At 68.6% G+C, this 26,839-nt stretch carries 23 protein-coding genes; 12 read left to right on the forward strand and 11 right to left on the reverse strand.

Features of this window, described 5'->3' with window-relative positions:
- The first annotated feature begins 124 nt into the window (after positions 1 to 124).
- Together mutL and miaA are read left to right on the forward strand one after the other, a co-directional pair.
- Positions 125 to 2,116: a DNA mismatch repair endonuclease MutL gene (gene mutL / locus GQ57_RS06950; protein ID WP_034197470.1), complete on the forward strand. Its 1,992-nt coding sequence runs from the start codon at positions 125 to 127 to the stop codon at positions 2,114 to 2,116.
- Positions 2,113 to 3,087: a tRNA (adenosine(37)-N6)-dimethylallyltransferase MiaA gene (gene miaA / locus GQ57_RS06955; protein ID WP_034197471.1), complete on the forward strand. Its 975-nt coding sequence runs from the start codon at positions 2,113 to 2,115 to the stop codon at positions 3,085 to 3,087. Before mutL ends, miaA begins: the two co-directional genes overlap by 4 nt.
- A gap of 22 nt (positions 3,088 to 3,109) precedes the next feature.
- On the opposite strand, the gene tetR is transcribed toward miaA, so the two are convergent.
- On the reverse strand, positions 3,110 to 3,742 hold the full coding sequence (gene tetR, locus GQ57_RS06960) for a tetracycline resistance transcriptional repressor TetR (RefSeq protein ID WP_034197472.1): 633 nt from the start codon (positions 3,740 to 3,742) through the stop codon (positions 3,110 to 3,112).
- Between the two features lie 62 nt (positions 3,743 to 3,804).
- On the opposite strand from tetR, the gene tet reads away from it, so the two are divergent.
- Positions 3,805 to 4,998, forward strand: coding sequence for a Tet(A)/Tet(B)/Tet(C) family tetracycline efflux MFS transporter (tet, locus tag GQ57_RS06965; RefSeq protein WP_031399622.1), 1,194 nt, complete (start codon positions 3,805 to 3,807; stop codon positions 4,996 to 4,998).
- An 80-nt stretch (positions 4,999 to 5,078) separates the two neighbouring features.
- Here the strand turns inward: tet and purM are convergent, their stop codons facing one another.
- Entirely contained in the window at positions 5,079 to 6,134 is a 1,056-nt protein-coding gene (purM, locus tag GQ57_RS06970; RefSeq protein WP_031399623.1) for a phosphoribosylformylglycinamidine cyclo-ligase, read from the reverse strand.
- A 250-nt stretch (positions 6,135 to 6,384) separates the two neighbouring features.
- Here purM and hda point away from each other — a divergent pair, with 250 nt between their 5' ends.
- From hda to panB, 6 genes are read left to right on the forward strand one after another with little or no spacing between them, the layout of a single operon-like run.
- Positions 6,385 to 7,119, forward strand: coding sequence for a DnaA regulatory inactivator Hda (gene hda, locus GQ57_RS06975; protein ID WP_031399624.1), 735 nt, complete (start codon positions 6,385 to 6,387; stop codon positions 7,117 to 7,119).
- Between the two features lie 11 nt (positions 7,120 to 7,130).
- Positions 7,131 to 7,808, forward strand: a complete 678-nt coding sequence (locus GQ57_RS06980) for an HAD family hydrolase (protein ID WP_031399625.1) — start codon at positions 7,131 to 7,133, stop codon at positions 7,806 to 7,808.
- 5 nt (positions 7,809 to 7,813) lie between these two features.
- Positions 7,814 to 9,352 (forward strand): polynucleotide adenylyltransferase PcnB, encoded by a 1,539-nt coding sequence (pcnB, locus tag GQ57_RS06985; RefSeq protein ID WP_034197473.1) that lies wholly within the window; start codon positions 7,814 to 7,816, stop codon positions 9,350 to 9,352.
- 35 nt (positions 9,353 to 9,387) lie between these two features.
- The gene (gene folK, locus GQ57_RS06990; protein ID WP_031399627.1) at positions 9,388 to 9,930 is read left to right on the forward strand and encodes a 2-amino-4-hydroxy-6-hydroxymethyldihydropteridine diphosphokinase; all 543 of its coding nucleotides are present in this window, start codon (positions 9,388 to 9,390) and stop codon (positions 9,928 to 9,930) included.
- Positions 9,927 to 10,613 (forward strand): deoxynucleoside kinase, encoded by a 687-nt coding sequence (locus GQ57_RS06995; RefSeq protein ID WP_031399628.1) that lies wholly within the window; start codon positions 9,927 to 9,929, stop codon positions 10,611 to 10,613. Before folK ends, GQ57_RS06995 begins: the two co-directional genes overlap by 4 nt.
- Positions 10,614 to 10,656: 43 nt before the next feature.
- Positions 10,657 to 11,472: a 3-methyl-2-oxobutanoate hydroxymethyltransferase gene (gene panB, locus GQ57_RS07000; protein ID WP_031399629.1), complete on the forward strand. Its 816-nt coding sequence runs from the start codon at positions 10,657 to 10,659 to the stop codon at positions 11,470 to 11,472.
- A 102-nt stretch (positions 11,473 to 11,574) separates the two neighbouring features.
- Here panB and GQ57_RS07005 read toward each other — a convergent pair whose 3' ends face one another.
- The 5 genes from GQ57_RS07005 to grpE all read right to left on the reverse strand — a co-directional run bounded on the left by GQ57_RS07005 (position 11,575) and on the right by grpE (position 17,998).
- Positions 11,575 to 13,497, reverse strand: coding sequence for a chorismate-binding protein (locus tag GQ57_RS07005; RefSeq protein WP_034197474.1), 1,923 nt, complete (start codon positions 13,495 to 13,497; stop codon positions 11,575 to 11,577).
- Positions 13,498 to 13,510: 13 nt separating this feature from the next.
- Positions 13,511 to 14,647 (reverse strand): molecular chaperone DnaJ, encoded by a 1,137-nt coding sequence (gene dnaJ, locus GQ57_RS07010; RefSeq protein ID WP_031399631.1) that lies wholly within the window; start codon positions 14,645 to 14,647, stop codon positions 13,511 to 13,513.
- Between the two features lie 266 nt (positions 14,648 to 14,913).
- Positions 14,914 to 16,866 carry a molecular chaperone DnaK gene (gene dnaK / locus GQ57_RS07015; protein WP_034197475.1) on the reverse strand — a complete coding sequence of 651 codons (1,953 nt, stop codon included), beginning with the start codon at positions 16,864 to 16,866 and terminating at the stop codon, positions 14,914 to 14,916.
- 147 nt (positions 16,867 to 17,013) lie between these two features.
- On the reverse strand, positions 17,014 to 17,442 hold the full coding sequence (locus GQ57_RS07020) for a thioredoxin family protein (RefSeq protein ID WP_034197476.1): 429 nt from the start codon (positions 17,440 to 17,442) through the stop codon (positions 17,014 to 17,016).
- Between the two features lie 10 nt (positions 17,443 to 17,452).
- A complete protein-coding gene (grpE, locus tag GQ57_RS07025) occupies positions 17,453 to 17,998 on the reverse strand; it encodes a nucleotide exchange factor GrpE (protein WP_031399634.1) in 546 nt (181 codons plus the stop codon).
- Between the two features lie 353 nt (positions 17,999 to 18,351).
- Between grpE and GQ57_RS43280 the strand changes: the two genes are divergently transcribed.
- Positions 18,352 to 18,513 (forward strand): hypothetical protein, encoded by a 162-nt coding sequence (locus GQ57_RS43280; protein WP_162836103.1) that lies wholly within the window; start codon positions 18,352 to 18,354, stop codon positions 18,511 to 18,513.
- Here the strand turns inward: GQ57_RS43280 and GQ57_RS07030 are convergent.
- The 3 genes from GQ57_RS07030 to hrcA all read right to left on the reverse strand — a co-directional run bounded on the left by GQ57_RS07030 (position 18,485) and on the right by hrcA (position 21,133).
- The gene (locus GQ57_RS07030; RefSeq protein ID WP_031399635.1) at positions 18,485 to 18,892 is read right to left on the reverse strand and encodes an RNA-binding S4 domain-containing protein; all 408 of its coding nucleotides are present in this window, start codon (positions 18,890 to 18,892) and stop codon (positions 18,485 to 18,487) included. The two genes, GQ57_RS43280 and GQ57_RS07030, sit on opposite strands and share 29 nt — an antisense overlap.
- Before the next feature lie 4 nt (positions 18,893 to 18,896).
- Positions 18,897 to 19,961 carry a ferrochelatase gene (gene hemH / locus GQ57_RS07035; RefSeq protein WP_031399636.1) on the reverse strand — a complete coding sequence of 355 codons (1,065 nt, stop codon included), beginning with the start codon at positions 19,959 to 19,961 and terminating at the stop codon, positions 18,897 to 18,899.
- A gap of 149 nt (positions 19,962 to 20,110) precedes the next feature.
- Complete coding sequence (hrcA, locus tag GQ57_RS07040; RefSeq protein WP_031399637.1) at positions 20,111 to 21,133, reverse strand: heat-inducible transcriptional repressor HrcA; 1,023 nt, start codon at positions 21,131 to 21,133, stop codon at positions 20,111 to 20,113.
- Between the two features lie 131 nt (positions 21,134 to 21,264).
- On the opposite strand from hrcA, the gene GQ57_RS07045 reads away from it, so the two are divergent.
- Positions 21,265 to 22,167, forward strand: coding sequence for an NAD kinase (locus GQ57_RS07045; RefSeq protein WP_031399638.1), 903 nt, complete (start codon positions 21,265 to 21,267; stop codon positions 22,165 to 22,167).
- Positions 22,168 to 22,186: 19 nt separating this feature from the next.
- Positions 22,187 to 23,836, forward strand: a complete 1,650-nt coding sequence (gene recN, locus GQ57_RS07050) for a DNA repair protein RecN (protein WP_031399639.1) — start codon at positions 22,187 to 22,189, stop codon at positions 23,834 to 23,836.
- Between the two features lie 105 nt (positions 23,837 to 23,941).
- Here recN and glnE read toward each other — a convergent pair whose 3' ends face one another.
- A complete protein-coding gene (glnE, locus tag GQ57_RS07055; protein ID WP_034197477.1) occupies positions 23,942 to 26,743 on the reverse strand; it encodes a bifunctional [glutamate--ammonia ligase]-adenylyl-L-tyrosine phosphorylase/[glutamate--ammonia-ligase] adenylyltransferase in 2,802 nt (933 codons plus the stop codon).
- Positions 26,744 to 26,839 lie beyond the last annotated feature (96 nt).

Consider the following 26,839-nt stretch of genomic DNA (forward strand, 5'->3'; position numbering starts at 1 on the left):
GCGCCCGCCGGCCAAGGCGGCGCGCGCAACGCAGCCATGATACCGAAACTACCTTGGCGCTCCGTGAAAAAACGTAGCCGTTGGCGGACCGGGCACGCATTCTCCGCCTCGCTATAATTCGGCCATGTCCGATATCACCGAAACGGCCGCGGGCGCCGCGCCCGCCCCTGCTCCGCGCCCGCCGCGCGCGATCCAGCCCCTGCCCGACCAGCTGATCAGCCAGATCGCCGCCGGCGAGGTCGTCGAACGCCCCGCGTCGGTCGTCAAGGAGCTGCTCGAGAACGCGATGGACGCAGGCGCCGCGACGCTGCGCATCGTGCTGGAAGAAGGCGGTGTCAAGCGCATCTCGATCACCGACGACGGCTGCGGCATTCCGCCCGACGAGCTGGCGCTCGCGCTGATGCGCCACGCCACCAGCAAGATCCGCTCGCTCGAGGAGCTCGAGGCCGTCGCGACGCTCGGATTCCGCGGCGAAGCGCTCGCGTCGATCGCGTCGGTCGCCGAGATGTCGATCACGAGCCGCACGGCCGACGCCGCGCACGCGACCAAGATCGATGCGCAGACGGGCGTGCTGTCGCCCGCCGCCGGCGCCGTCGGCACGACGATCGAGGTGCGCGAGCTGTACTTCAACACGCCCGCGCGGCGCAAGTTCCTGAAGAGCGAGCAAACGGAGTTCGGCCACTGCCTGGAAATGATCCGCCGCGCGGCGCTCGCGCGGCCGGACGTCGCGATTTCGGTTCTGCACAACGGCAAGGCGGTCGAGCACTGGAACGCGACCGAGCCCGCGCAGCGTGTCGCGAAGATCCTCGGCGACGGCTTCGCGACCGCGCACCTGCCGCTCGACGAACAGGCCGGCCCGCTCGCCGTCTACGGCTGCGCCGGCCTGCCGACCGCCAGCCGCGGCCGCGCCGACCAGCAGTATTTCTTCGTCAACGGCCGCTTCGTGCGCGACAAGCTGCTGACGCACGCGGTGCGCGCGGCCTATGAAGACGTGCTGCACGGCGATCGCTATCCGTCGTACGTGCTGTTTCTCGACCTGCCGCCGGAAGCGGTCGACGTGAACGTGCATCCGTCGAAGATCGAGGTGCGCTTCCGCGATTCGCGCTCGATCCACCAGTACGTGTTCCACGCGGTCCAGCGCGCGCTGGCGCGACACGCGGGCGCATCGCCGGAAACCACGGCGGGCGGCCATGCCGCGCATATCGAGCCGGCGCCGCGCGGGCCGTCGTCGTTCCTGGACACGCCGCTCGGGCAGAGCCAGGGGCATGCGGCCGGCGGCATGGGCGGCAGCGGCTTCTCGTCGCCGTCGTCCTCGTCGGCGGGCAACACCTGGATGCGCCAGGCGCGCATGACGCAGGGCACGCTGCCCGTCGCGCAGCCGCTCGCGCTCTACGACGCCATGTTCGGCCGCAAGGATACCGGCGCCGGCACGCCGGACGGCACGACCGCCGTCGCGCGCGATCCGGCCGATGCGCCGGTCGCGCCGCTGCCCGGTTTCACGGTATCGCCGATCGCCGCCACCACGCACGACGAACAGCCGCTCGGCTTCGCGCTCGGCCAGATCCACGGCATCTACGTGCTCGCGCAGAACGCGCACGGCCTCGTGATCGTCGACATGCACGCGGCGCACGAACGGATCCTGTACGAGCAGTTCAAGAACGCGCTGGCGGACCGCTCGGTCGCCGTGCAGGCGCTGCTGCTTCCGGTGTCGATGACGGCCACGCCGGTCGAGATCGGCACGGTCGAGGAAGAACGCGACACGCTCGAATCGCTCGGCTTCGATCTCGCGGTGCTGTCGCCGACCACGCTCGCGATCCGCGCCGTGCCGGCGCTGCTGAAGGACGCCGACCTGCAGTCGCTCGCGCGCGCGGTGCTCGCCGATCTGCACGCGTTCGGCGGCTCGCGCGTGCTCACCGAGCGCCAGCACGAACTGCTCGGCACGCTCGCATGCCATCACGCGGTGCGCGCGAACCGGCGCCTGACGCTCGACGAGATGAACGCGCTGCTGCGCCAGATGGAAGCGACCGAGCGCGCGGACCAGTGCAACCACGGCCGGCCGACGTGGTATCAGCTCACGCTGAACGATCTCGACCGCCTTTTCATGCGCGGCCAATGAGCGCGGCACCGCACGCCCGCCCGACGACGATCGCCTGCCTGCTCGGCCCCACCGCTTCGGGCAAGACGGCCGCGGCGCTGGCGCTCGCCGCGCGCCGCCCGATCGAGATCGTCAGCGTCGATTCGGCGCTCGTCTACCGCGACATGGATATCGGCACCGCGAAACCGTCGCGCGACGAGCGCGCGAGCGTGCCGCATCACCTGATCGACATCATCGATCCGGCCGACGCCTATTCGGCCGCGAGTTTCCGCGCGGACACGCTGCGGCTGATCGGCGAGATCGCCGCGCGCGGGCGCACGCCGCTGCTCGCGGGCGGCACGATGCTGTACTACAAGGCGCTGACGCAGGGGCTCAACGACCTGCCGGGCGCCGATCCGGACGTGCGCGCGGCGCTCGACGCCGACGCCGCGCGCGACGGCTGGCCCGCGCTGCATGCGCGGCTCGCGCAAGTCGATCCCGACACGGCCGCGCGGCTCGCGCCGAACGATTCGCAGCGGATCCAGCGCGCGCTCGAAGTGTTCATGCTGAGCGGGCAGCCGATGTCGGTGCTGCTGGCCGCGCCGCGCCGCACGGACGATGCGGCGGCCGCTTACCGCTTCGTGCCGGTCGCGCTCGAGCCGTCGGATCGCGCGGTCCTGCACACGCGGATCGCGCAGCGCTTCGACGCGATGCTCGACGCGGGCTTCCTCGACGAAGTCGAGCGGCTGCGCCGCCGCGACGATCTCCACCCCGACCTGCCGTCGATGCGGTGCGTCGGCTATCGCCAGGCGTGGGAATTCCTCGACGGCGACACCGACTACCGGACGATGCGCGACAAGGGCATCTTCGCGACGCGTCAGCTCTGCAAGCGCCAGATCACCTGGCTGCGCGCGATGCCGGAGCGGATCGTCGTCGACTGCATCGCGCCCGATTCGACCGCCCGCGCACTCGACGCGCTCGAACGCGTGCTGGACGGCCGCGCGACGGACTGAACGCGCTGCGCGCGGCCGGCGGTCAGCCCGGCTTGCGCGCCGCCAGACGCGCGCGCGCGCCGTCGACGATCAACGCGACGCCGCGCTCGAACGCGTCATCGCCGCCGCGCTCGCGCAGCGCGGCCCACCCTTGCGCGAGCAGCGGATAGTCGGCCGCATCGGGCAACGGCGTATCGGCAGCGGCGGGCGGTTCCGCCTGCTCCTCGAGCACCCATCCGACCACGAAGCGGCCCAGCGCATACATCACGTCCACCGCTTCGTCCGGCGCGAAACCCGCGTCGCCGAGCAGCGCGATCTTGCGTTCGATCGAACCGAAATGCAGCGCGCGCGGCCGCGTGCCGGCATGCAGCCGCGCGCCGTCGCGATAGGCGAGCAAGGCGCGGCGGAAGCTGCACGCGTTGTCGGCAAGCCATGCATCCCACGCGTCGCCCGGCTGCGGCAGCGATGCGTCGTGACGCTCGAGCATGATCGCCTCGGCCATCGCGTCGAGCAGTTCGGCCTTGTTCCGGAAATGCCAGTAAAGCGTCGGCGACTGCACGCCGAGCCGCTCGGCAAGCCGCCGCGTCGACAGCCCGTCGATCCCCGCTTCATCGAGCAGCTCGAGGGCCGCGCGCAATACCGTGTCGCGCGTCAGCCGCGCCCCTGCGTCCTTCATCTCTATCACCGATAGGGAAACTGTGGAATAATCCTCACTCTATCATTGATAGGGTTACGCTCTTGAATCCATCCCTGATTGCCATCCTGGCCACGGTCCTGCTCGACGCGATCGGCGTCGGGATCGTGATGCCGATCCTGCCCGGGCTGCTGCGCGCACTTGCCGGCGCGGGCAGCATCGACACGCACTACGGCGTGCTGCTCGCGCTGTACGCGTTCGCGCAGTTCCTGTGCGCACCGCTGCTCGGTGCGCTGAGCGACCGCTTCGGCCGCCGACCCGTGCTGCTCGTGTCGCTCGCGGGCGCCGCGCTCGACTACCTGCTGATGGCGCTCGCGCCAACGCTCGCATGGCTCTACGTCGGGCGGCTGATCGCGGGCATCACGGGCGCGAACGTCGCGGTCGCGACCGCGTGCGTCACCGACGTCACGGCCGAACCCGACCGCGCGCGACGCTTCGGCCAGCTCGGCGCGATGATGGGCATCGGTTTCATCGCGGGCCCGCTGATCGGCGGGCTGCTCGGTGCGCTGCACCTGCGTGCGCCGTTCGTCGCGGCGGCCGCGCTCAACGCACTCAATCTCGTGCTGGTCTGGCGCGCGCTGCCGGAATCGCGGCCGCCCTCGGCGCACGCAGGCCGCCCGGCGGTCGCGCTCAACCCGTTCGCGAGCCTGCGGCGACTGAGTGGCACGCCCGCGCTCGTGCCGCTGCTCGGCATCTACGTGATCGTGGCGCTGGTGTCGCAGGCGCCCGCGACGTTGTGGATCCTGTACGGTCAGGCGCATTTCGGCTGGTCGACGCCGATCGCGGGGCTGTCGCTCGCAGGCTACGGCGCGTGCCACGCGCTCGCGCAGGCGTTCGCGATCGGGCCGCTGATCGCGCGGCTCGGCGAGCGACGCGCACTCGCGATGGGCCTTGCGGGCGACGCGCTCGGGCTCGTCGCGATCGCGTTCGCGTCCGCCGCGTGGGTGCCGTTCGCGCTGCTGCCGCTGTTCGCGGCGGGCGGCATGACGCTGCCGGCGCTGCAGGCGATGCTCTCGCGGCAGGTCGACGATGCGCGCCAGGGCGAACTGCAGGGCACGCTCGCAAGCGTGGCGAGCCTGATCGGCGTCGGCGGGCCGCTGGTCGTCACCGCGGCCTATGCGGCGACACGCGCGACGTGGCCGGGGCTCGTATGGGCCGCGGCCGCGCTGCTTTATCTGCTGATACCGCCGCTGCTGGCCGCCGCGCGCCCGGCCGGCAAGCCGCTTCCGTCGACGTAAGCGGCGGCGCGATGCCCGAAAAAAAACCGCCCGGATCGACTCCGGGCGGTTTTGCCTGCTGCATCCGTTGCGGCAGTGCGTCAGACCACGACGGTCTGCGCCTCGCCTTCGCGGCTCGCGCGCACGACGCCGATCTTCCACACCTGTTCGCCGGCGGCGGCCAGGTCGGCGATCGCGGCGTCGGCATCGGCCGCCGCGACGATCACGGCCATGCCGATCCCGCAGTTGAACACGCGGTGCATTTCAGCGTCGGCCACGCCGCCGTGCTCCTGCAGCCACTTGAACAGCGGCGGCAGCGACCAGGCGTTCTGGTCGAGTTCGGCGGTGAGGCCTTCGCGCAGCACGCGCGGAATGTTCTCGACCAGGCCGCCGCCCGTGATGTGCGCCATGCCCTTCACGGCGATCTTCTGCATCAGCGCGAGCAGCGGCTTCACGTAGATGCGCGTGGGCGCCATCAGCGTGTCGGCGAGCGACCGGCCGTGGAAATCGGCCGACAGGTCGGGGTTCGCGCGCTCGATGATCTTGCGCACGAGCGAAAAACCGTTCGAATGGATGCCGCTCGATGCGAGGCCGAGCACGACGTCGCCTTCGGCGATCGTGCTGCCGTCGATGATCTTGCTCTTCTCGACCGCGCCGACCGCGAAGCCTGCCAGGTCGTATTCGCCGTCCGGGTACATGCCCGGCATTTCGGCCGTTTCACCGCCGATCAGCGCGCAGCCCGACAGTTCGCAGCCGTGCGCGATGCCCTTGACGACCGTCGCGGCCGTGTCGACGTCGAGCTTGCCGCACGCGAAGTAGTCGAGGAAGAACAGCGGCTCGGCGCCCTGCACGAGGATGTCGTTCACGCTCATCGCGACGAGATCCTGGCCGACCGTATCGTGTTTGTTCAGATGAAACGCCAGCTTGAGCTTGGTGCCCACGCCGTCGGTGCCGGACACGAGCACGGGCTCGCGATACTTCTTCGGCACTTCGAACAGCGCGCCGAACCCGCCGATGCCGCCGAGCACGCCGTCGCGCAGGGTTTTCTTCGCAAAAGGCTTGATCTTGTCGATGAGCGCGTCGCCTGCGTCGATGTCGACGCCTGCGTCGCGGTAGGACAGACCCTGAGCGTCGGGAGCGGATTTCGGAGGATTCATGGGGGAATGCGAGAAGGTCGGTAAAATGCGATTTTACCCGAAGCCGGCCCGTTGGCCGGAATTCCCAGCACCGAATCGTCAGGGATTGCATCTTGGTCAACACGTCCCCGTTTTCATCGCCGAGCGAACCGCGCCGAAACCGGCGCGGCGCCGTGCGTGCGGTCGCGTGTGCAGCCATCCGGGCCGTATTCCCCCGCGCGTGCCCGGCGTACGGCACGCGTTTTTTCAACCGACCCGCATCGTGACTGCCGTGACCCGTCAACTGACGCTCGATCTCGGCACGCCGCCGCCCGCCACGTTCGACAACTTCATCATGAGCGAGGAGAACGACGAGCTCGTCACGCGCCTGCAGAAGCTCGACCTCGCGCTCGCGGCGGGCCCCGTGCCGGACCGGTCGTTCTACATCTGGGGCGAGCCCGGCAGCGGCCGCACCCATCTGCTGCAGGCGCTCGTGAGCGACGCGTCGTACGGCTACGCGCGCTACCTGACGCCGCAGAGCCCGCTCGGCGCGTTCACGTTCGACCCGCGCATCGGCATCTACGCGATCGACGACTGCGACCGGATGAGCGACGCGCAGCAGGTCGCGCTGTTCAACCTGTTCAACGAAGTGCGCGCGCACCCGTCGAGCGCCTTCGTCGCGGCGGGCCCCGCCGCGCCGCTCGCGCTCGACGTGCGCGAGGATCTGCGCACGCGCCTCGGCTGGGGGCTCGTGTTCCACCTGTCGCCGCCGTCCGACGCCGGCAAGATCGCCGTGCTCAAGCTCGCGGCGAAGGAGCGCGGGATTGCGCTCACCGACGACATCGCCGCCTACCTGCTGACCCATTTCCGCCGCGACATGCCGAGCCTGATGGCGCTGCTCGACGCGCTCGACCGCTTCTCGCTCGAGCAGAAACGCGCGGTCACGCTGCCGCTGCTGCGCCGGATGCTGGCGCGTCCCGGCGACGACATCACACCACCGGGCACGGGCCCGAACCGCTTCGAGTAAAATGCGCTTCCATGACTAATCTGGCACTCTTTGACCTCGATCACACGCTGATCCCGACCGATAGCGACCACGAATGGGGCCGCTTCATGGTGAAGCTCGGCATCGTCGACGCGGAAAGCTTCTCGCGTCAGAACGATCAGTTCTTCGCCGACTACAAGGCCGGCAAGCTCGACATCCACGCGTACCTCACGGCCATGCTCACGCCGCTCGCGAAGTATTCGCGCGCGCAGCTCGCGCAATGGCACGAGCAGTACATGCACGAGGTGATCCGTCCCGCGATGACGCCCGCCGCACTCGAGCTCGTGCGCAAGCACCTCGATGCAGGCGACCTGTGCTGCGTCGTGACGGCAACCAACGAATTCATCACGCGCCCGATCGCGACCGCGTTCGGCGTCGACACGCTGATCGCGTGCGAGGTCGAAACGACCGACGGGCATCCCGATTCGCCTTACACGGGCCGGCCGACCGGCACGCCGAGCTATCGCGAAGGCAAGATCGTGCGGACCGAAGCATGGCTCGCGTCGCTCGGCAAGCGCTGGGACGACTTCGCGCACAGCTACTTCTACAGCGACTCGCACAACGACATCCCGCTGCTCGAGAAAGTCACCGACCCGATCGCGACCAACCCTGACGACACGCTGCGTGCGCATGCAAGCAACCGCGGCTGGCGTATCCTCGATCTCTTCTGAACGTCGTGATCAAAAAATTCATCCGCAAGCTGCTCGGTCAGGACGAAACCGAGCGAACGTCTCCCGCAGCGGCTCCGGCCGACGAAGCGGCCCCAGCCGCCCCGCGCGCCCCGAAGGCACCCCGCGGCGGCAGTGCGAAGAAACCGCGCAGCAACCATGAGCCGACCGTCGTGCCGGCCAGCGTGCACGGCATCAATCCGGCGCTGATCTCGAAGAATGCCGTGCGCGTGACCGACACGCTGCAGCAGGCAGGCTTTCGCGCCTTCATCGTCGGCGGCGCGGTGCGCGACCTGCTGCTCGGCATCGCGCCGAAGGACTTCGACGTCGCGACCGACGCGACGCCGACCGAGGTGCAGCGCCTGTTCCGCCGCGCGCGCCTGATCGGCCGCCGCTTCCAGATCGTCCACGTGCAGTTCGGCCAGGAGCTGATCGAGGTGTCGACGTTCCGCGCGCTGGTCGACGCGCCGCCCGAGGCGGTCGCCGCCGAACCGCCGAAGCGGCTGAAGCGCGACGAACTCGACCGCCGCACGCACGCCGTCGACGCGAGCGGCCGCGTGCTGCGCGACAACGTGTGGGGCGAGCAGCATGAAGATGCCGCGCGCCGCGACTTCACGATCAACGCGATGTACTACGACCCGGCCACGCAGACGGTGCTCGACTACCACGACGGGATGGCCGACGTGCGTGCCCGCCTGTTGCGGATGATCGGCGATCCGGCCACGCGCTTCCGCGAGGATCCGGTGCGGATGCTGCGCGTCGTGCGCTTCGCGGCGAAGCTCGGCTTCGAGATCGAGCCGCATACGCGCGAGCCGATCAACGGGCTCGCCGACCTGATCAACAACGTGCCGGCCGCCCGCCTGTTCGACGAGATGCTGAAGCTGCTGCTGTCGGGCCATGCGCTCGCATGCCTGCAGCAGTTGCGCAAGGAAGGCCTGCACCACGGGCTGCTGCCGCTCCTCGACGTGGTGCTCGAACAGCCGCAGGGCGAGAAGTTCATCACGCTCGCGCTGAACAACACCGATGCGCGCGTGCGCGCCGGCAAGCCGGTGTCGCCGGGCTTCCTGTTCGCGACGCTGCTGTGGCACGACATGCGCCAGCGCTTCGAGCAATACACGGCCGAAGGCGAAATCCCGGTGCCGGCGCTCCATCGCGCGATGGACGACGTGCTCGACATGCAGACCGAGAAGCTCGCGATCCACAAGCGCTATTCGGCCGACATGCGCGAGATCTGGGGCCTGCAGCTGCGCCTCGAGAAACGCTCGGGCCGCAGCGCGATGCGGCTGCTGGAACACCAAAGGTTTAGAGCGGGGTATGATTTCCTCCTGTTACGCTGCGAATCCGGCGAGCTCGATGCAGAAGTCGGACAGTGGTGGACGGATTTCATCGAAGGCGACGCGGCCGCTCGCGAGGCATTGCTCACGCAGGGCGGCTCGAAGGAAAAATCGCCCCGCAAGCGGCGGCGCCGCGGCGGCGCACGAAACCGCAATCCGGGTGAAGGTGCCGCCGAGCAGGCGCCGGATACCTCGGGCGGTTCCGACGACTGACGCGCTCGCTGGCGAACGACGTAGGAAGTGATGCCATGACGGTTGCATATATCGGACTGGGGGCGAATCTCGGCGATGCGCGCCAGACCCTGAAGGACGCGGTGGTGTGCCTCGCGCAGCAGCGCACCATCTCGATCCTCGGGAAATCGAGCCTGTATCGCACGGCGCCCTTCGAAGCGGGCGGCGACGACTACTACAATTGCGTCGTCAAGCTCGACACGTCGTCGTCGGCCCGCGAGCTGCTCGCGCTCTGCCAGAAGATCGAACATCACTTCGGCCGCGAGCGGCCGTACCGCAACGCACCGCGCACGCTCGACCTCGACATCCTGCTGTTCGGCGCCGACTCGATCGACGAACCCGACCTGATCGTCCCGCATCCGCGCCTCACCGATCGCGCATTCGCGCTCGTGCCGCTCGTCGAGATCGAGCCGGCGCTCGACATCCCCGCGCGCGGTCGGGCCGACGCCTTCCTCGCCGCCGTCGCCGACCAGCGCGTCGAGAAGGTGCAGACCTGCCAGTGCCTGATGCAGAAGGCGCTCGCCGCAGGCGAAGACGCCGACAAGCCCCGCTGCCGATGATCCCTACTCCGCTGACCGTCACCGCGCCCGACCTGCGCGCGCCGCACCGCTATCTCGTGATCGAAGGCCCGATCGGCGTCGGCAAGACGACGCTCGCGCGGCAGCTCGCGGAACGCTGGTCGATGCAGACGCTGCTCGAGCGCCCGCAGGACAACCCGTTCCTCGAACGCTTCTATCGCGACACCGCGCGCTATGCGCTGCCCGTGCAACTGTCGTTCGCGCTGCAGCGCGCGCAGCAGGCCCGCGAACTGATCGGCGCGCTCGACACGGGCCGCCCCGTCATCGCCGATTTCATGCCGCAGAAGAACGACATCTTCGCGCGGCTGAACCTGCCGGAAGACGAATGGCAACTGTATCGCGCGGTCGCGACGCACGTCGACGTACCGCAGGCGCCGTCGCCGGACCTCGTCGTCTATCTGCAGGCGAGCCCCGAAGTGCTGTTCGCGCGCATCCAGAAGCGCGGGCTGCCGATGGAGCTGCAGATCAGCGACGCATACCTGCGCTCGCTCGTCGACGCGTACAACGAATTCTTCTACCACTACGACCGCACGCCGGTGCTGACGGTCGCCGCGGAACACCTGAACCCGCTGGATTCCCCCGAAGACCTCGCGCTGCTGATCGAGCGCATCGAGACGATGCGCGGCCGCAAGGAATTCTTCGTCAAGGGCGAGACGACGCGCTGACGCGTCCCGCCTGCCGTTTTTCACCCATCGACCCGGATTTCCCATGACCTATCTCCAGGAATCGAGCCGGCCTGCCGTCACGGTGCCCAAGCTGCAGGCAATGCGCGACGCCGGCGAGAAGATCGCGATGCTCACCTGCTACGACGCGAGCTTTTCCGCGCTGCTCGATCGCTCGGGCACCGACGTGCTGCTGATCGGCGATTCGCTCGGCAATGTGCTGCAAGGTCACACGACCACGCTGCCCGTGTCGCTCGACGACATCGCGTACCACACCGCCTGCGTCGCACGCGCGCAGCCGCGCGCGCTCGTCGTCGCCGATCTGCCGTTCGGCACGTACGGCACCCCGGCCGAGGCGTTCGCGAACTCGGTCCGGCTGATGCGCGCGGGCGCGCAGATGGTCAAGCTCGAAGGCGGCGAGTGGCTCGCCGAGACGATCCGTTTCCTCGTCGAACGCTCGGTGCCGGTGTGCGCGCACCTGGGCCTGACGCCGCAATCGGTGCACGCGTTCGGCGGCTTCAAGGTTCAGGGCAAGACCGAGGCCGGCGCCGCGCAGTTGCTGCGCGACGCACGCGCGATCGAGGACGCGGGCGCCCAGCTCGTCGTGCTCGAGGCGGTGCCGACGCTCGTCGCGTCCGAAGTCACGCACATGCTGAAGATTCCGACGATCGGCATCGGCGCGGGCGTCGACTGCTCGGGGCAGGTGCTGGTGCTGCACGACATGCTCGGCGTGTTCCCCGGCAAGCGTCCGCGCTTTGTGAAGGATTTCATGCAGGGTCAGCCGAACATCCAGGCGGCGGTCGAAGCGTATGTCCGCGCGGTGAAGGACGGCGCGTTTCCCGGTCCCGAACATTCGTTCTGATCGGGCGTCGGCAACGCGTTCGCCGGCACCGAAATAAAAAAGCGCGGCGCCCTTTGCGGGGCGCCGCGCTTTTTTATTTGCCGCGCTGCCAGCGGCGTCCCGTTACGCGATCAATACCGCGTCGAGCGCGCCTCGCAGCGCGTTGGTCAACAACAGCCCCTGCGCGCGAGCCAGATCGTCACGGGTCACGACGCGCTCCGTTGCACCGAACGTACGATCGTCGAGCAACACGCCGCGCATCACGCCCGGCAGCACGCCGGACGCCAGCGGCGGCGTCACCCACCGGCCGTCGAGCTTCACGAACAGGTTCGAACGCCCACCCTCCGTCACTTCGCCACGCTCGTTGACGAACAGCATGTCGAAACCGCCCAGCGCCTCCGCCGCCTGCCACGCGCGATCGTATTCGGCGCGGCGCGTCGTCTTGTGCAGCAGCAGCGCATCGCCTGCGCGGGTCGGCGCGAAGCCGTGCGCGGACGCCAGCAGCACGCCGACCGGCCCCACCGGCAGCGGCTTCAGCGGCGCCGCGACGATCTCGACCGTGCCGTCCTTCGCGAGTGCGAGCTTCATCCGGTAGGCACCGTCGCCGTCGAGCGCAGCACAGCGCGCGTCGATCTCGCGGCGCAATGCGTCGGCGTCGAAACGGAAGCCGAACGCGTCCGCGCTGCGCTGCAGCCGTGCAAGATGGTGCTCCAGATACCGGATGCCGTCCGCGCGCGTGGCAGCGGTGGTTTCGAACAGCTGGAAGCCGGGATCGGCATCCGTCAGGAATTGCGCTTTCAAGTCGCACTCCGCATATTCGTCGGCCGCGACGCTGTCGAGCACGATGCCCGCGCCGACGCCCATCGTGCCGCGCCGGCGTCCGGCAGTTGCCGCGACCGGACCGGACGCGTCGCTATCGGCGCCCGCCGAACGTGCGCCGGCCGCCTCGAGAGTCAACGTACGAATCGCGACCGACAAACAGAAATCGCCGCAAGCGGACGCGCGATTTCCACCTGCATCGGGAGCCGCGCTTTCGCCCGGCGCATCGAGCCAGCCGATCGCACCGGTATAGAGCCCGCGCGGCGTCGACTCGATCGCGTCGATCAGCTGCATCGTCCCGTGCTTCGGCGCGCCCGTGATCGATCCGCACGGAAACAGCGCGCGCAGCATCTGCGCGAACGACGTCCCGTCGCGCCAGCCGGCCTCGACCGTCGACGTCATCTGCCACACCGACGCATACGGCTCGACGGAGAACAGCGCCGGCACGCGGACCGTCCCGGTGCGCGCGATCCGCGATACGTCATTGCGCAGCAGGTCGACGATCATCACGTTTTCCGCGCGGTTCTTCGGATCGTTCGCGAGGAACGCGGCGGCCGCCGCGTCGTCCCGGGGATCGGCCGAACGCGGCGCGGTGCCCTTCATCGGCCGTGCGCGCAACACGTCGCCGTGCCGCTCGACGAACAGCTCGGGCGAACACGACACGATCCACGCACCGCCCGGCAGCGCGATCAGCGCGCCGTAGCGTACGGGCTGGCGCTCGCGCAGCCGCCGGTACAGCGCGAGCGGCGTGCCGAACACGTCGAAATTCAGCCGGTACGTGTAGTTGACCTGATACGAATCGCCTGCGCGCAAAGCGTCGTGCACCGCGGCGATCGCCGTGTCGAACGCGTCGCGCGTGACGCTCTTCGCCACGTGTGCGACGCCCGCGATCGACGGCTGGCCGCCGCCGTCCTGCTGCGCGAGCCACGTGTCGACTTCATCGCGCGACAGGCGCTCGCAGCGCGCAAACAGCAAAAAGCGCAGCGGGGCATCGCCCGGCTGCGCCCGTTGCAGGTTGCGCCCGAATTCGTAATCGCCGACGACAACCGCATGCAGCCCGTCGCGCAGATCCTGCGCAACCGCTGCGTCGACTGCGTCGAGCTGTTCCGGATCCGTACACACGCGTTCGTGCACGAAGCCGGAATACAAACGACTCGACCGCGCAGACGCGGTCGAGTCGCAATCGTCCAAGAGCGCGAACGACGCGCTCTCGCTGCCTTCAGTCATGCCGTTACTCGCGTTACTCGAAGAAACTCTTCACACGATCGAACCAGCTCTTGCTCTGCGGGCTGTGACGCGCGCCGCCCTCGGCCAGCGACTTCTCGAACTGCTTGAGCAGGTCGCGCTGATTGTCGGTCAGCTTCACGGGCGTCTCGACCTGAACGTGGACGTACAGATCGCCGGCGATGCTCGAACGCAACCCCTTGATGCCCTTGCCCCGCAGACGGAACGTCTTGCCCGACTGCGTGCCTTCCGGCACCGGGAACGATGCCCGGCCGGCCAGCGTCGGCACCTCGATCTCGCCGCCGAGCGCGGCGGTCGTGAACGGGATCGGCATCTGGCAGTGGAGATCGTCGCCATCGCGCTCGAACACCGCGTGCGGCTTGATGTGAATCTCGACGTACAGGTCGCCCGGCGGCCCGCCGTTGATGCCCGGCTCGCCGTTGCCGGCCGAGCGGATCCGCATCCCGTCGTCGATCCCGGCCGGGATCTTCACTTCGAGCGTCTTGGTTTCCTTCACCTTGCCCGACCCGTGGCAATGCGCACACGGCTCGGGGATGTAGGTGCCCGTGCCGTGGCACTTCGGGCAGGTCTGCTGGATGCTGAAGAAGCCCTGCGACATGCGCACCGTGCCCTGGCCATGGCAGGTCGGGCAGGTTTCCGGCTTCGTGCCGGGCTTCGCGCCCGACCCGTGGCAGACCTCGCACGACACCCAGCTCGGCACGCGGATCTGCGTGTCGTAGCCGTGCGCCGCCTGCTCGAGCGTGATTTCCATGCTGTAGCGCAGGTCCGCGCCGCGGTACACCTGCGGACCGCCGCGGCCGCCGCGCGCCGCACCGCCCGCGGCCTGGCCGAAGATGTCGCCGAAAATGTCGCCGAATGCATCCGCGAAGCCGCCGAAGCCCTGTGCGCCCGCACCGCCCATGTTCGGATCGACGCCCGCGTGGCCGTACTGGTCGTACGCGGCCCGCTTCTGGCTGTCCGACAGCATTTCATAGGCTTCCTTCACTTCCTTGAAATGCTCTTCCGCATCCTTGTTGTCCGGATTGCGGTCAGGGTGGTACTTCATCGCAAGCTTGCGATATGCCTTCTTGATTTCGTCGTCGCTCGCATTCTTCGCGACGCCCAGAACCTCGTAGTAATCCCGTTTCGCCATATCGATTCACTGTGCCGCCGCGCATCGCGCATGCGGCGGCTCCTTTCGCCCGCAGTAAAGTCTCTCGACTCGTCTGGCGCCGCGCCCGTCCACCGACGACGCACACGGCACCCGCCAAAAAACAAATGTGCCCGGAGGGCCGCGAAGCCCGCCAGGCGTGGAGTCGATCCGGCCATCCGGAAGGAAAGACAGACCGCTTGTCAGCCATCCCGCCGGCCGCGCCGCGCGCTGGCTGCGCGCGGCGAACGGCGACGGGGCAACCCGGCTTAGTCCTTCTTCACTTCCTTGAACTCGGCGTCGACGACGTCGTCGGCAGCCTGCTGCGCGCCGCCCGCATGGGCCGCACCTTCCGCGGCACCGGCCGCGCCCGCCGCACCAGCCTGCTGGGCCTGCATGTCGGCGTACATCTTCTCGCCGAGCTTCTGCGAAACCTTGCCCAGTTCCTCGACCTTCGCGTCGATCGCAGCCTTGTCGGCCGACGAGTCCTTCAGCACGTCCTCGAGCGACTTCAGCGCCGCTTCGATCGCGTCCTTCTCGCCCGCGTCCAGCTTGTCGCCGTACTCGGCCAGCGCCTTCTTCGTGCTGTGAACCAGCGCGTCGCCCTGGTTGCGCGAATCGGCCAGCTCGCGCAGCTTGTGGTCTTCCGCTGCGTTCGCTTCCGCGTCCTTGATCATCTGGTCGATTTCAGCCTCGGACAGACCCGAGTTCGCCTTGATCGTGATCTTGTTTTCCTTGCCGGTCGCCTTGTCCTTCGCGCCGACGTGGAGGATGCCGTTCGCGTCGATGTCGAAGGTCACTTCGATCTGCGGCACGCCGCGCGGTGCCGGCGGGATGCCTTCGAGGTTGAACTCGCCGAGCAGCTTGTTGCCGGCTGCCATTTCGCGTTCGCCCTGGAACACCTTGATCGTCACGGCGCCCTGGTTGTCGTCGGCCGTCGAGTACACCTGCGCGTGCTTGGTCGGGATCGTCGTGTTCTTGCTGATCATCTTCGTCATCACGCCGCCGAGCGTCTCGATGCCGAGCGACAGCGGGGTCACGTCGAGCAGCAGCACGTCCTTGCGGTCGCCCGACAGGACCTGGCCCTGGATCGCCGCGCCAACCGCGACGGCTTCGTCCGGGTTCACGTCACGGCGCGGATCCTTGCCGAAGAACTCCTTCACCTTCTCCAGGACCTTCGGCATGCGCGTCTGGCCGCCGACCAGGATCACGTCGTCGATGTCCGACACCTTGACGCCTGCGTCCTTGATCGCGATGCGGCACGGTTCGATCGTGCGCTCGACGAGGTCTTCCACCAGCGCTTCCAGCTTCGCGCGGGTGATCTTCAGGTTCAAGTGCTTCGGGCCCGATGCGTCCGCCGTGATGTACGGCAGGTTGATTTCGGTCTGCTGGCTCGACGACAGCTCGATCTTCGCCTTTTCAGCGGCTTCCTTCAGGCGCTGCAGCGCGAGCACGTCCTTCGACAGGTCGACGCCCTGCTCCTTCTTGAACTCGCCGATGATGTAATCGATGATACGCTGGTCGAAGTCTTCGCCGCCGAGGAACGTGTCGCCGTTGGTCGACAGCACTTCGAACTGCATTTCGCCGTCGACGTCGGCGATCTCGATGATCGACACGTCGAACGTACCGCCGCCGAGGTCATACACGGCGATCTTGCGGTCGCCCTTCTCGGCCTTGTCGAGGCCGAACGCGAGCGCAGCCGCGGTCGGCTCGTTGATGATCCGCTTGACTTCGAGGCCCGCGATGCGGCCGGCGTCCTTGGTTGCCTGACGCTGGCTGTCGTTGAAGTACGCCGGCACCGTGATCACGGCTTCCGTGACCGGCTCGCCGAGGTAGTCTTCGGCCGTCTTCTTCATCTTGCGCAGCACTTCCGCCGAAACCTGCGGCGGCGCCAGCTTTTCGCCGTGCGCTTCGACCCATGCATCGCCGTTGTCGGCCTTGATGATGGTGTACGGCATCAGGCCGATGTCCTTCTGGACTTCCTTCTCTTCGAAGCGGCGGCCGATCAGGCGCTTCACCGCGAACAGCGTGTTCTTCGGGTTGGTCACCGACTGACGCTTGGCCGGCGCGCCGACGAGGACTTCGTTGTCGTCCATGTAGGCGATGATCGACGGCGTGGTGCGCGTGCCTTCCGAGTTCTCGATGACCTTGACCTGGTTGCCTTCCATGATGGCGACGCACGAGTTCGTGGTGCCGAGGTCAATACCGATGATCTTTCCCATTTTTCCTAATCTCCAGAAATGCTTGTTTGCTGCGCGAAACCCCGCGTTTTGGGGCGGTTTCGCACGCCAGAATTCAACTCTGTTCCCGAAATGCGTCCGTCCGGCCCGTTTTCAAGACCCGACAGGCGATGCGGATATTAAATTTTTTCAATCGCCGCCAGCCAGCGGATCGCCGCCCGACGGATCGCCGCCCGACGCCGCGGCGATCTTCGCGCGCGCCGCCGAGACGGCCGCCTGGAACTGCGCGAGGCCATGCCAGCCCGTCGCGCGGCCCAGCCGCCTGCCGCGGTGGAAGAAAAACCAGGTCGGTACGCCGTGCAGCGCGAAGCGGCGCCCCAGCTGATGGTGTTCGTACACGTTGCAATGGAACCACTTCAGGTCCAGCGCGCGGATCGCGTCGGGCTGGGCGAGCATCGCCTTCTTCGCGATCTCGCAGTTGAAGCAGTCGACGCCCCAGAAGAACACCACCGCGAGCGCGTCGCCCGCGCCTTCGAGCGCCGCGTCGAACGTGCCGGCATCCAGCGCCTGCATGCCGAACGTGTCGAACGCGGCCGGATCGACGCCGGCTGGCACCATCGCGGCGACCTTACTTCGGCTGCGCGACGGTGACGAGCGCCGGGCGCAGGACGCGGTCGGCGATCGTGTAGCCCTTTTGCAGCACGGCGACGACGGTGTTCGGTTCCTGCTCGGCCGGCACCATCGAGATCGCCTGGTGCTGGTGCGGATCGAACTTCTCGCCGACCGGGTTGAGCGCGACGACACGGCCCTTCTCGAGCGCGTTCGTCAGCTGGCGCAGCGTCAGTTCGACGCCCTCGCGCACCTTTGCGATGTCGCCGGACGTATCGTTGACGGCCGCTTCCAGGCTGTCCAGCACGGGCAGCAGGTGTTCCGCGAAGCTCTCGATCGCGAACTTGTGCGCCTTCGACACGTCGTCCTGCGCGCGGCGGCGGACGTTCTCGGTCTCGGCCTTCGCCCGCAGGAAGCTTTCCTGCAGCTCGGCGACCTTGGCTTGAGCCTCCGCGAGCGCCGCGTCGGCTGCTTCGGCGGCGGGCGCGGCGCCTTGCGCCTCCGGCTTCTCGCTGCCGATATCTTCGGCCGATTGGGTAGCCGGGTTCTCTTGCGTGTTTTCCATGTCGCTGAAAGTCGATTAGAGGTTGAAGCCAAATCGGCAACCGCCCGATCATACGCCGGGCGGCACCGCACATTGCTGGTGCAAATAGGGGTGAAAACTGCGTTTTCAAGAGGGTTGGGCGCCGCATTCTCCAATGCCGCGAAACAACCGCGCGCAGTGCCGGTGCATCGCCCGCAGCGCTCGCCGGACCGGGCGAAACGGCCTGTAACAACGCTTACCAGCCGGGTACTAGCTTGGCACAGGCACGCTGCACTACACTCCACTCAAGCGTCGAAAAAGCGTGTTTACCCTAGCTTACCGCCGCCTGACATCCACCTGGCGCCGTTTTCACCCGTCTTCTCGAGGGGAGTACCGTGAAACTGACCTTTGCGATATCGGTGGTCGCGCTGGTACTCATTGCCGGCACCACCACCATCTGCCTGTCGGGAGCCGTCACCGACCGCACGACCGAATACGGAAGTGCGCGGGCGACGTTCGACCAGATGTTCAGCTCCCACCCGAAAATCTGTCGATGATGCGGCGATCCCGCTTCGTCGGCCGGCCGTGCAGCTCGGCTGCCGGCTCGCGATACGTGCGGCGCCGCTCCAGCTCGGCGAGCCGCGCGGCCCGCCCCGCTGCCGTTTCCTCGTAAAGCGTCTGCGCGACGCTCGCGGGCCCGCGCAGGTCGCACACGCCCAGCACGGCAATGTGCCAGACGATACCGTCGATCGCAATCTCGACCTGGTCGCCGACCCGCACCTCCTTCGCCGGCTTGACCGCCGCGCCGCCGATCTTCACGTGCCCCTTGTCGACCGCGTCGGTCGCGAGCGAACGCGTCTTGAAGAACCGGGCCGCCCACAGCCATTTGTCGATGCGCAGCTTCGCGCCCGGTTCGGTCGAAATCCTGTAGTTCATCGCGTCAGCTCACGGTTTCGGGCTGCACCGTCCTGACGGGCCAGCCCTGCAGATTCTCGGCGACGATCTCCCCGAGCGCACCGATCCACGCCGACGCGCCGTTCAGGCACGGAATGCGGTGGAACGACTTGCCGCCGCCGGCGAGGAACTCGTCGCGCACTTCCATTCCGATTTCCTCGATCGTTTCGAGGCAATCGGCCGTGAAACCAGGACAGAACACGTCGGCCCGCCGCACGCCGGCCTCGCCGAACTCGCGCAGCGTCGGCGCCGTGTACGGCTGCAGCCATTCGGCCTTGCCGAAGCGGGACTGGAACGTGACGCGGCATTCGGTCGTCGACAGCCCGAGCGCGGCCATCAGCAGCGCGCCCGTCTGCTGGCACTGGTCGTGATACGGATCGCCGAGATCGAGCGTGCGCTTCGGCACGCCGTGGAAGCTCAGCACGAGCTTGTCGCCGGCCGCGAAGTCGGGCCGGCCATGCTGCGCCCAGTAATGGCGCACCTGCTCGGCGAGGGCGTGGAGATAGGCCGGATGGTCGGCGTAGTGCCGCACCGTGCGCACCTCGGGCTGGTTGCGCATGCGCGCGAGCGCCTCGAACGCGGCGTCGAAGGCGGTAGCCGTGGTCGACGCCGAGTATTGCGGATACATCGGCATCAGCAGCACGCGCTCGACACCCGCGCGCTTGAACTGGGCAAGCGCCTGGGCAATGTTCGGGCTGCCGTAGCGCATCGCATAGTCGACCAGCACGTGATAGCCGTTCGACGCGAGCAGGTGCCGCACGCTGTCGGTCTGCCGCTCGGTGTGCACGCGCAGCGGCGAGCCCTCGGGCATCCAGACGGCCGCGTATTTCTTCGCGGACGCGCGGCCGCGCAGCGGCAGGATCAGCGTGCGCAGCAACACCTGCCAGATGGCCTGCGGAATCTCGACGACGCGCGGATCCGACAGGAATTCGGCCAGATAGCGCCGCACCGCACGCGGCGTGGGCGCATCGGGCGTGCCGAGATTGATCAGCAGCACACCGATGCGATGGGCGGCCGCGGTACTCGAAGGCGGCTCAAGATCGAAACGCATGGGCAAGAACGTGCTCGGGGCACGGAACCGGACGGCCCTCAATTATAGCGGGCTGCCTCGCACAGGTCGGCTGGCCGTTCGGCCGACTGCCGGCGCATGCGCCGCCGCGGCACGATGACGGGGCGGGATCGGGCATGCGCCCGGCCGCGCTACTGCTGGCTCAGGGTCAGCGACAGCAGGCGCGCGGTGATGTCGACGATCGGTATCACGCGGTTGTACGCCATGCGGGTCGGGCCGATCACGCCGAGCGTGCCGACGATCTGCCCGTTCACCTCGTAAGGCGCGGTGACGACGCTCATTTCCTCGATCGGCACGAGCGTCGATTCGCCGCCGATGAAGATCTGCACGCCCTGGGCGTGGCTCGACACGTCGAGCAATTGCAGGAGGCCCGTCTTTTGGTCGAATACGTCGAACAGCTTGCGCAGCCGCGCCATGTCGGACGACAGATCCGCCACCTCGAGCAGGTTGCGCTCGCCGGAAATCAGCACGGTGTCCTCGGTGTCGGGCACCTCGGTGCTGGCCGTCACGGCCGCGTGCATCAGCGCGGTCATGTCGCCGCGCAACTGGTCGATCTCGTCGCGCAGGCGGCGGCGCACCTCGTCGAACGACAGGCCGGCGAAATGCGCGTTGATGTAGTTGGACGCCTCGGTCAGCTGCGACGGCGAGTAGTCGCGCGGCGTCGCGAGCATCCGGTTCTGCACGTCGCCCTCGGGCGTGACGATGATCAGCAGGATGCGCTTGTCCGACAGGCGCATGAACTCGATCTGCTTGAACACGTGGCTGCGGCGCGGCGTCAGCACGACGCCCGCGAACTGCGACAGGTTCGACAGCACGCTCGCGGCGGCCGCGACCACCCGCTGCTGCGGCTCGCCGGCCTGCAGCGTGTTCTGCACCTGCCGCGCGACGGCCTCGGCGTCGATCGGCGCCTCGACCGTCAGCATCGTGTCGACGAACAGCCGGTAGCCGCGCGGCGTCGGCACGCGGCCGGCCGACGTGTGCGGGCTCGACACGAGGCCGAGCTCCTCCAGGTCGGACATCACGTTGCGGATCGTCGCCGGGCTCAGTTCGAGCCCGGAGTAACGGGACAACGTGCGCGATCCGACTGGCTGACCGTCGGCGATATACCGTTCGATCAGGGTTTTCAGGAGGGTTCGTGCGCGAGGATCTAGCATGGTGGAAAATTTTAGCGCAACCTCGCGACCGCGGCGAGTGGCGTCGGCCACCGTTGTGCGGGCCGGCCCGATCCGGCCCCACGGGTGCGCCACCGGTTCTTTTCGTCAACGAGCTATGGTGTAATGCCGGCATGAAAACCGGCAATCAGTTCAACACCGTCGCGCTCGTCGGCCGAAGCAATACGCCCAATATCGCCGAGCCGCTCGCCACGCTGGCCGCCTGCGTCGCCAGGCGGGGCTTCGAGGTCGTCTTCGAAGCCGAGACGGCGCGCGAGATCGGCATCACCGGCTACCCGGCGCTGACCCCGGCCGAAATCGGGGCGCGCGCCGACGTGGCGGTCGTGCTGGGCGGGGACGGAACGATGCTCGGCATCGGCCGTCAGCTCGCGCCGTACAAGACGCCGTTGATCGGGATCAACCACGGGCGGCTCGGCTTCATCACCGACATCGCGGCGGCCGACATGCAGGCGCTCGTCCCGGTGATCCTGTCGGGCAAGTTCGAGCGCGAGGAGCGCGCGCTGCTCGAAGCCCGGATCATGCGCGACGGCGAACCGATCTACCACGCCATCGCCTTCAACGACGTCGTCGTGAACCGCAGCGGCGTCTCCGGGATGGTCGAGCTGCGCGCGTCGGTCGACGGCCGGTACATGTACAACCAGCGTTCCGACGGCCTGATCGTCGCCACGCCGACCGGCTCGACCGCCTACGCGCTGTCGTCGGCCGGCCCGATCCTCCATCCGCAGCTGGCGGGCATCGTGCTCGTGCCGATCGCGCCGCACGCGCTGTCGAACCGGCCCATCGTGCTGCCCGACGATTCGAAGATCGCGATCCAGATCGTCGCCGGGCGCGACGTGAACGTGAACTTCGACATGCAGTCGTTCACGTCGCTCGAACTGAACGACACGATCGAGGTACGCCGCTCGAAGCACACCGTGCCATTCCTGCACCCGATCGGCTACAGCTACTACGCGACGCTGCGCAAGAAGCTGCACTGGAACGAACACGCCTCGAACGAAGACGACAAGGCGTCCTGACGCCGCCCCGCCCGACACCATGCTCCGCCACCTCTCGATCCGCGACTTCGTCATCGTCGCCGCGCTCGATCTCGAATTCGACAGCGGCTTTTCCGTCTTTTCCGGCGAAACCGGCGCCGGGAAATCGATCCTGATCGACGCCCTTGCCCTCGCGCTCGGCGAGCGCGCCGACGCGAGCGTCGTGCGCAACGGCTGCGGCCGCGCCGACATCACCGCCGAATTCACGCCGCACGACCGCGTCGCGCGCTGGCTCGACGAACACGCGTTCGACACCGAGGACACCGTGATGCTGCGTCGCGTGATCGACGCCAACGGCCGCTCGCGCGCGTTCATCAACGGCACCAGCGCGACGCTCGCGCAGCTGCGCGAGCTCGGCGAGATGCTCGTCGACATCCACGGCCAGCACGCGCACCAGTTGCTGATGCGGCCGGACGCGCAGCGCGAGCTGTTCGACACGCACGCGGGGCTCGTCGCCGATGCCGCGAACGTCGCGCGCGCGTGGCGCGTATGGCGCGACGCGACGCAAGCGATCGACGCCGCGAAGGCCCACGAGCGCGAATTGCAGCTCGAGCGCGAAAAGCTCGCGTGGCAGCTCGCCGAGCTCGACAAGCTCGCGCCGCAGCCCGGCGAATGGGACGAAATCAGCAACGAGCACAAGCGCCTGTCGCATTCGGCGAACCTGATCGACGGCGTGCGCGGCGCACTCAACGCCCTGTCCGAGTCCGACGACGCGATGCTCGCGCAACTCGGCGCGATCGTGTCGAAGCTGCGCAGCCTCGCCGACTACGACACGGCGCTCGGCGACGCGCTCGCGTCGCTCGAACCGGCCGAGATCCAGCTGCAGGAAGCCGTCTATTCGCTGTCGCACTACGCGCAGCGGGTCGATCTCGACCCCGAACGGCTCGCCCAGGTCGAAATGCGGGTCGATGCACTGCACTCGACCGCCCGCAAGTTCCGGCTGCCGCCCGATACGCTGCACGAAGAACATGCGGCGCGGCGCGCCCAGCTCGCCGCGCTCGACGCGGCCGCCGATCTCGGTGCGCTCGAGGCGGTGCAGGCCAAGGCGCGGGAAGCCTATCTCGCCGATGCGAAAAACCTGTCCGGCGCGCGCGCGCGGGCCGCCAGGACGCTCGGCACGGCCGTCACGGCCGGCATGCAGGAACTGTCGATGGCGGGCGGAAGCTTCGAGGTCGCGCTCGTGCCGATCGCCGACGGCGGCCCGCACGGGCTCGAGCAGGTCGAGTTCCGGGTCGCGGGGCATCCCGGCGTGCCGCTGCGGCCGCTTGCGAAAGTGGCGTCGGGTGGCGAGCTTGCACGGATCAGCCTCGCGCTCGCGGTCATCGCCAGCGCGGCAAGCCCGACGCCGACGCTGATCTTCGACGAAGTCGATACGGGCATCGGCGGCGGCGTCGCCGAGGTGGTCGGCCGCCTGCTGCACCAGCTCGGCCGCGATCGGCAGGTCCTGTGCGTGACCCACCTGCCGCAGGTCGCCGCGCGCGGCGACCATCACTTCCAGGTCGCGAAGGGCGCCGACAACAACGGCGGCACCGTGTCGACGGTCACCCCGCTCGACAAGGCGAGCCGCGTCGAGGAAGTCGCCCGGATGCTCGGCGGGCTCGAGATCACGGCGACCACCCGCAAGCACGCGAAGGAAATGCTCGCGGCCTGACGCGGCGGGCCGCCCGGGCGGCGCCTGACCGAACGGGCCCGGCCGGCGCGCCCTGCCCGGGCGGCGCGCCGGTCGAGGTCGAGGCGGCGCCCGCCCCGCTTTCGTTCAAACGCCCGTTTCAACCGAGCCGAACACGCGTGCCCACAACGCCGTCACGGCCGCCCGCTCGTCGGCCACCACGGCCGGATCGACCCGCGCCTTCTCCATCCCGTCGAGCCGCAACTTGTGCTGCAGCTTCCGGTACTGGCGATACGCGGCGCCGACGCGCTCGGCCTCGTCCTCGCCCATCAGCCCGAAGCGCGCGACCTCGCGCAGCAGCGCGATGTTGCCCGTGTTGCGGATCAGCTCGGCGTCGCTCGACGCGTGCAGCAGCACCCAGTACTGGACGATGAACTCGATGTCGACCATCCCGCCGCGATCGTGCTTCAGGTCGAACAGCTCGGTCTGGTTCGGATGGCCGGCAAACACCTTGCCGCGCATGTCGACGATCTCCTTCGCGAGCACGTCGCCGTCGCGCGGCGTCGTCAGCACCTGCTGGCGGATCGCCTCGAAATCCGTGCCGATCTGCGCGTCGCCCGCGCTGTAGCGGGCGCGCGTCAGCGCCTGGTGCTCCCATACCCACGCGGTGTTCGCGGCGTCGCCCTCGCGCAGCTGGTAGCGGCGGAACGCATCGAGATCGGTGACGAGCAGCCCGGCTTCGCCGTTCGGCCGCAGCCGCAGGTCGATGTCGAACAGCGCGCCCGCCCCGGTCGCCGTGGTGAGCCACGTGATGAGCCGCCGCGTGAAGGTCGTGTAGACGTCCGCCGAGCGCTCGTCGGGGTCGTCGTACAGGAAGATCAGGTCGAGATCCGACGCATAGCCGAGCTCCTTGCCGCCCAGCTTGCCGTACGCGATCACCGCGAACTTCGGCACGTCGCGATGACGCTTCGCGAGCTGCGACCAGACCACCTCGATCGTCACGTCGAGCACCGCGTCGGCGAGTTCGGACAGCCGGTCGCTCACGTGCTCGACCGACAACTGCCCGGCGAGATCGATCAGCAGGATCCGGAACACCTCCGCGTGCTGCGCGTGCCGCAGCAGGTCCATCTGCTGTTCGGGGCCGTCGGCCGCCGCGAGCCGCGCGCGCAGCGCGTCCTTGAACGCGGGCCAGTCGAACGGGCTCGCGATCGCCTCGTCGTCGAGCAGCTCGTCGAGCAGCTGCGGGTGACGGATCAGGTAGCCGCCGCCCCAGCGCGACGCACCCAGCACCGACAGCACGCGATCGAGCGCGGCAGGATACTCGGTCAGCAGCGCGAGATAGACGCCGCGCCGGCTGACCGTCTCGAGCAGGTCGAACAGGCGCACGACCGTGTCGTCGCGGCGCGCGGCGTCGATCTTCGGTGCGGCATCGAGCGCCCGCTGCGCGACGCTGTCGAAGCGCTGCCGGCTCTTTTCCGGCAGGCCCGTGTAGCGCGACGACTGCCAGACCGCGCGCAGCCGCGCGAGCACGGCGGCCGGATCGGCAAAGCCGAGGCCGTCGAGGCGGGCGACCAGCGCGTCGTCCTCGCCGTCGTCGGCCAGCGCGCCGCTCCAGATCCACGCGGCGGCCGTGTCGTCGCCGCCCGCGCAGGAGCCGCCGTTCGCCTTGTCGGCAAAAATCTGGTCGAACTGCGCCTCGACGAAGGTCCGGTGGCGCTCCAGCACCGTCATCAGCGCCGCGTAGTCGGCAAAGCCGAGCGACGCGGCCAGCGCCGCACGTTCGTCGGGCTCGACCGGCATCGCGTGCGTCTGCGCGTCGTTGCGGTACTGCAGCCGGTGCTCGAGCGTGCGCAGGAAGTTGTAGGCATCGGACAGGCGTGCGCGCACGTCCTCGCCGATCAGCCCGCGCGCCTGCGCATGACGCAGCACCGCGAGCGTCGGCCGCACGCGGAATTCCGCATCCTGGCCGCCGCGGATCAGCTGAAACACCTGCGCACTGAATTCGATCTCGCGGATCCCGCCGCGCCCCAGCTTGATGTCGTCGGCCTTGTCCGGACGCATCGACGCGCGGCGCGCGGCTTCCTGCCGAATCTGCTGGTGCAGCGAACGGATCGCGCCGATCACGCCGAAATCGAGATAGCGGCGATACACGAACGGCTTGACGATCGCTTCGAGCTGGGCCTCGAGCCGCCGCGCCGCCTCGCTGCCGCCTTCCGACACGAGCCGCCCCTTGATCCACGCGTAGCGCTCCCACTCGCGCCCCTGTACGTAGAAATACTCCTCGAGCATCCCGAGGCTGCAGACGAGCGGCCCCGAATCGCCGTTCGGGCGCAGCCGCATGTCGACGCGAAACACGTAGCCGTCGGCCGTGACCTCGGACAGCACGCCGATCAGCCGCCGGCCGAGCCGCGTGAAGTACTCCTGCGTAGACAGCGGCGAACGCGCGCCGCCGCTCGTCTCGCCATCGTCCTCGTAGACGAAGATCAGGTCGATGTCCGACGACACGTTCAGCTCGCGGCCGCCGAGCTTGCCCATCCCGACCACGCCGAGCACGACGCGCTGGCCGTCGGCGCCGCGCGGCTCGCCGTACAGCGCCTCGAGTTCGGCCGACAGCAGCGCAAGGGAGCGCTGCACGGCCACTTCGGCGAGATCGGTCATCGCGCCCGTCACCTCGGCAACGTCGGCCAGCCCGCGCAGGTCACGCTCCGCGACGGCGCCGAACGCCTCGGCGCGCAACTGCCGCAACGCGCGCTTCAGGTGCTCCTCGGTCGGCGCGCCGGCGCCGGCCGGCGTCGCGAGCAGCTCGGTGAGGCGGGCGTCGAGCTGCACCCGGCCCAGCGGCGCGGCCGCCCACGCGGCGACCTGGTCGGCCAGCGCGGGCCGCGCGGCCGCCGCGCGGGCCAGGTAACGGGAATAGGACGTGCTGATCAGGGTGGAAGCGTCGGTCATCGAGAAGCGGGCCTGGCGAAAAGGCCGGCCGGCACGGGGCCAGCGCGTGCGCGCCCCGCTGCCGGCCGGCCTCGTGAACTCGGCGCGGCATCGCGG

The organism is Burkholderia sp. MSh2 (genome assembly GCF_000731655.1).
GTDB lineage: Bacteria > Pseudomonadota > Gammaproteobacteria > Burkholderiales > Burkholderiaceae > Burkholderia > Burkholderia paludis.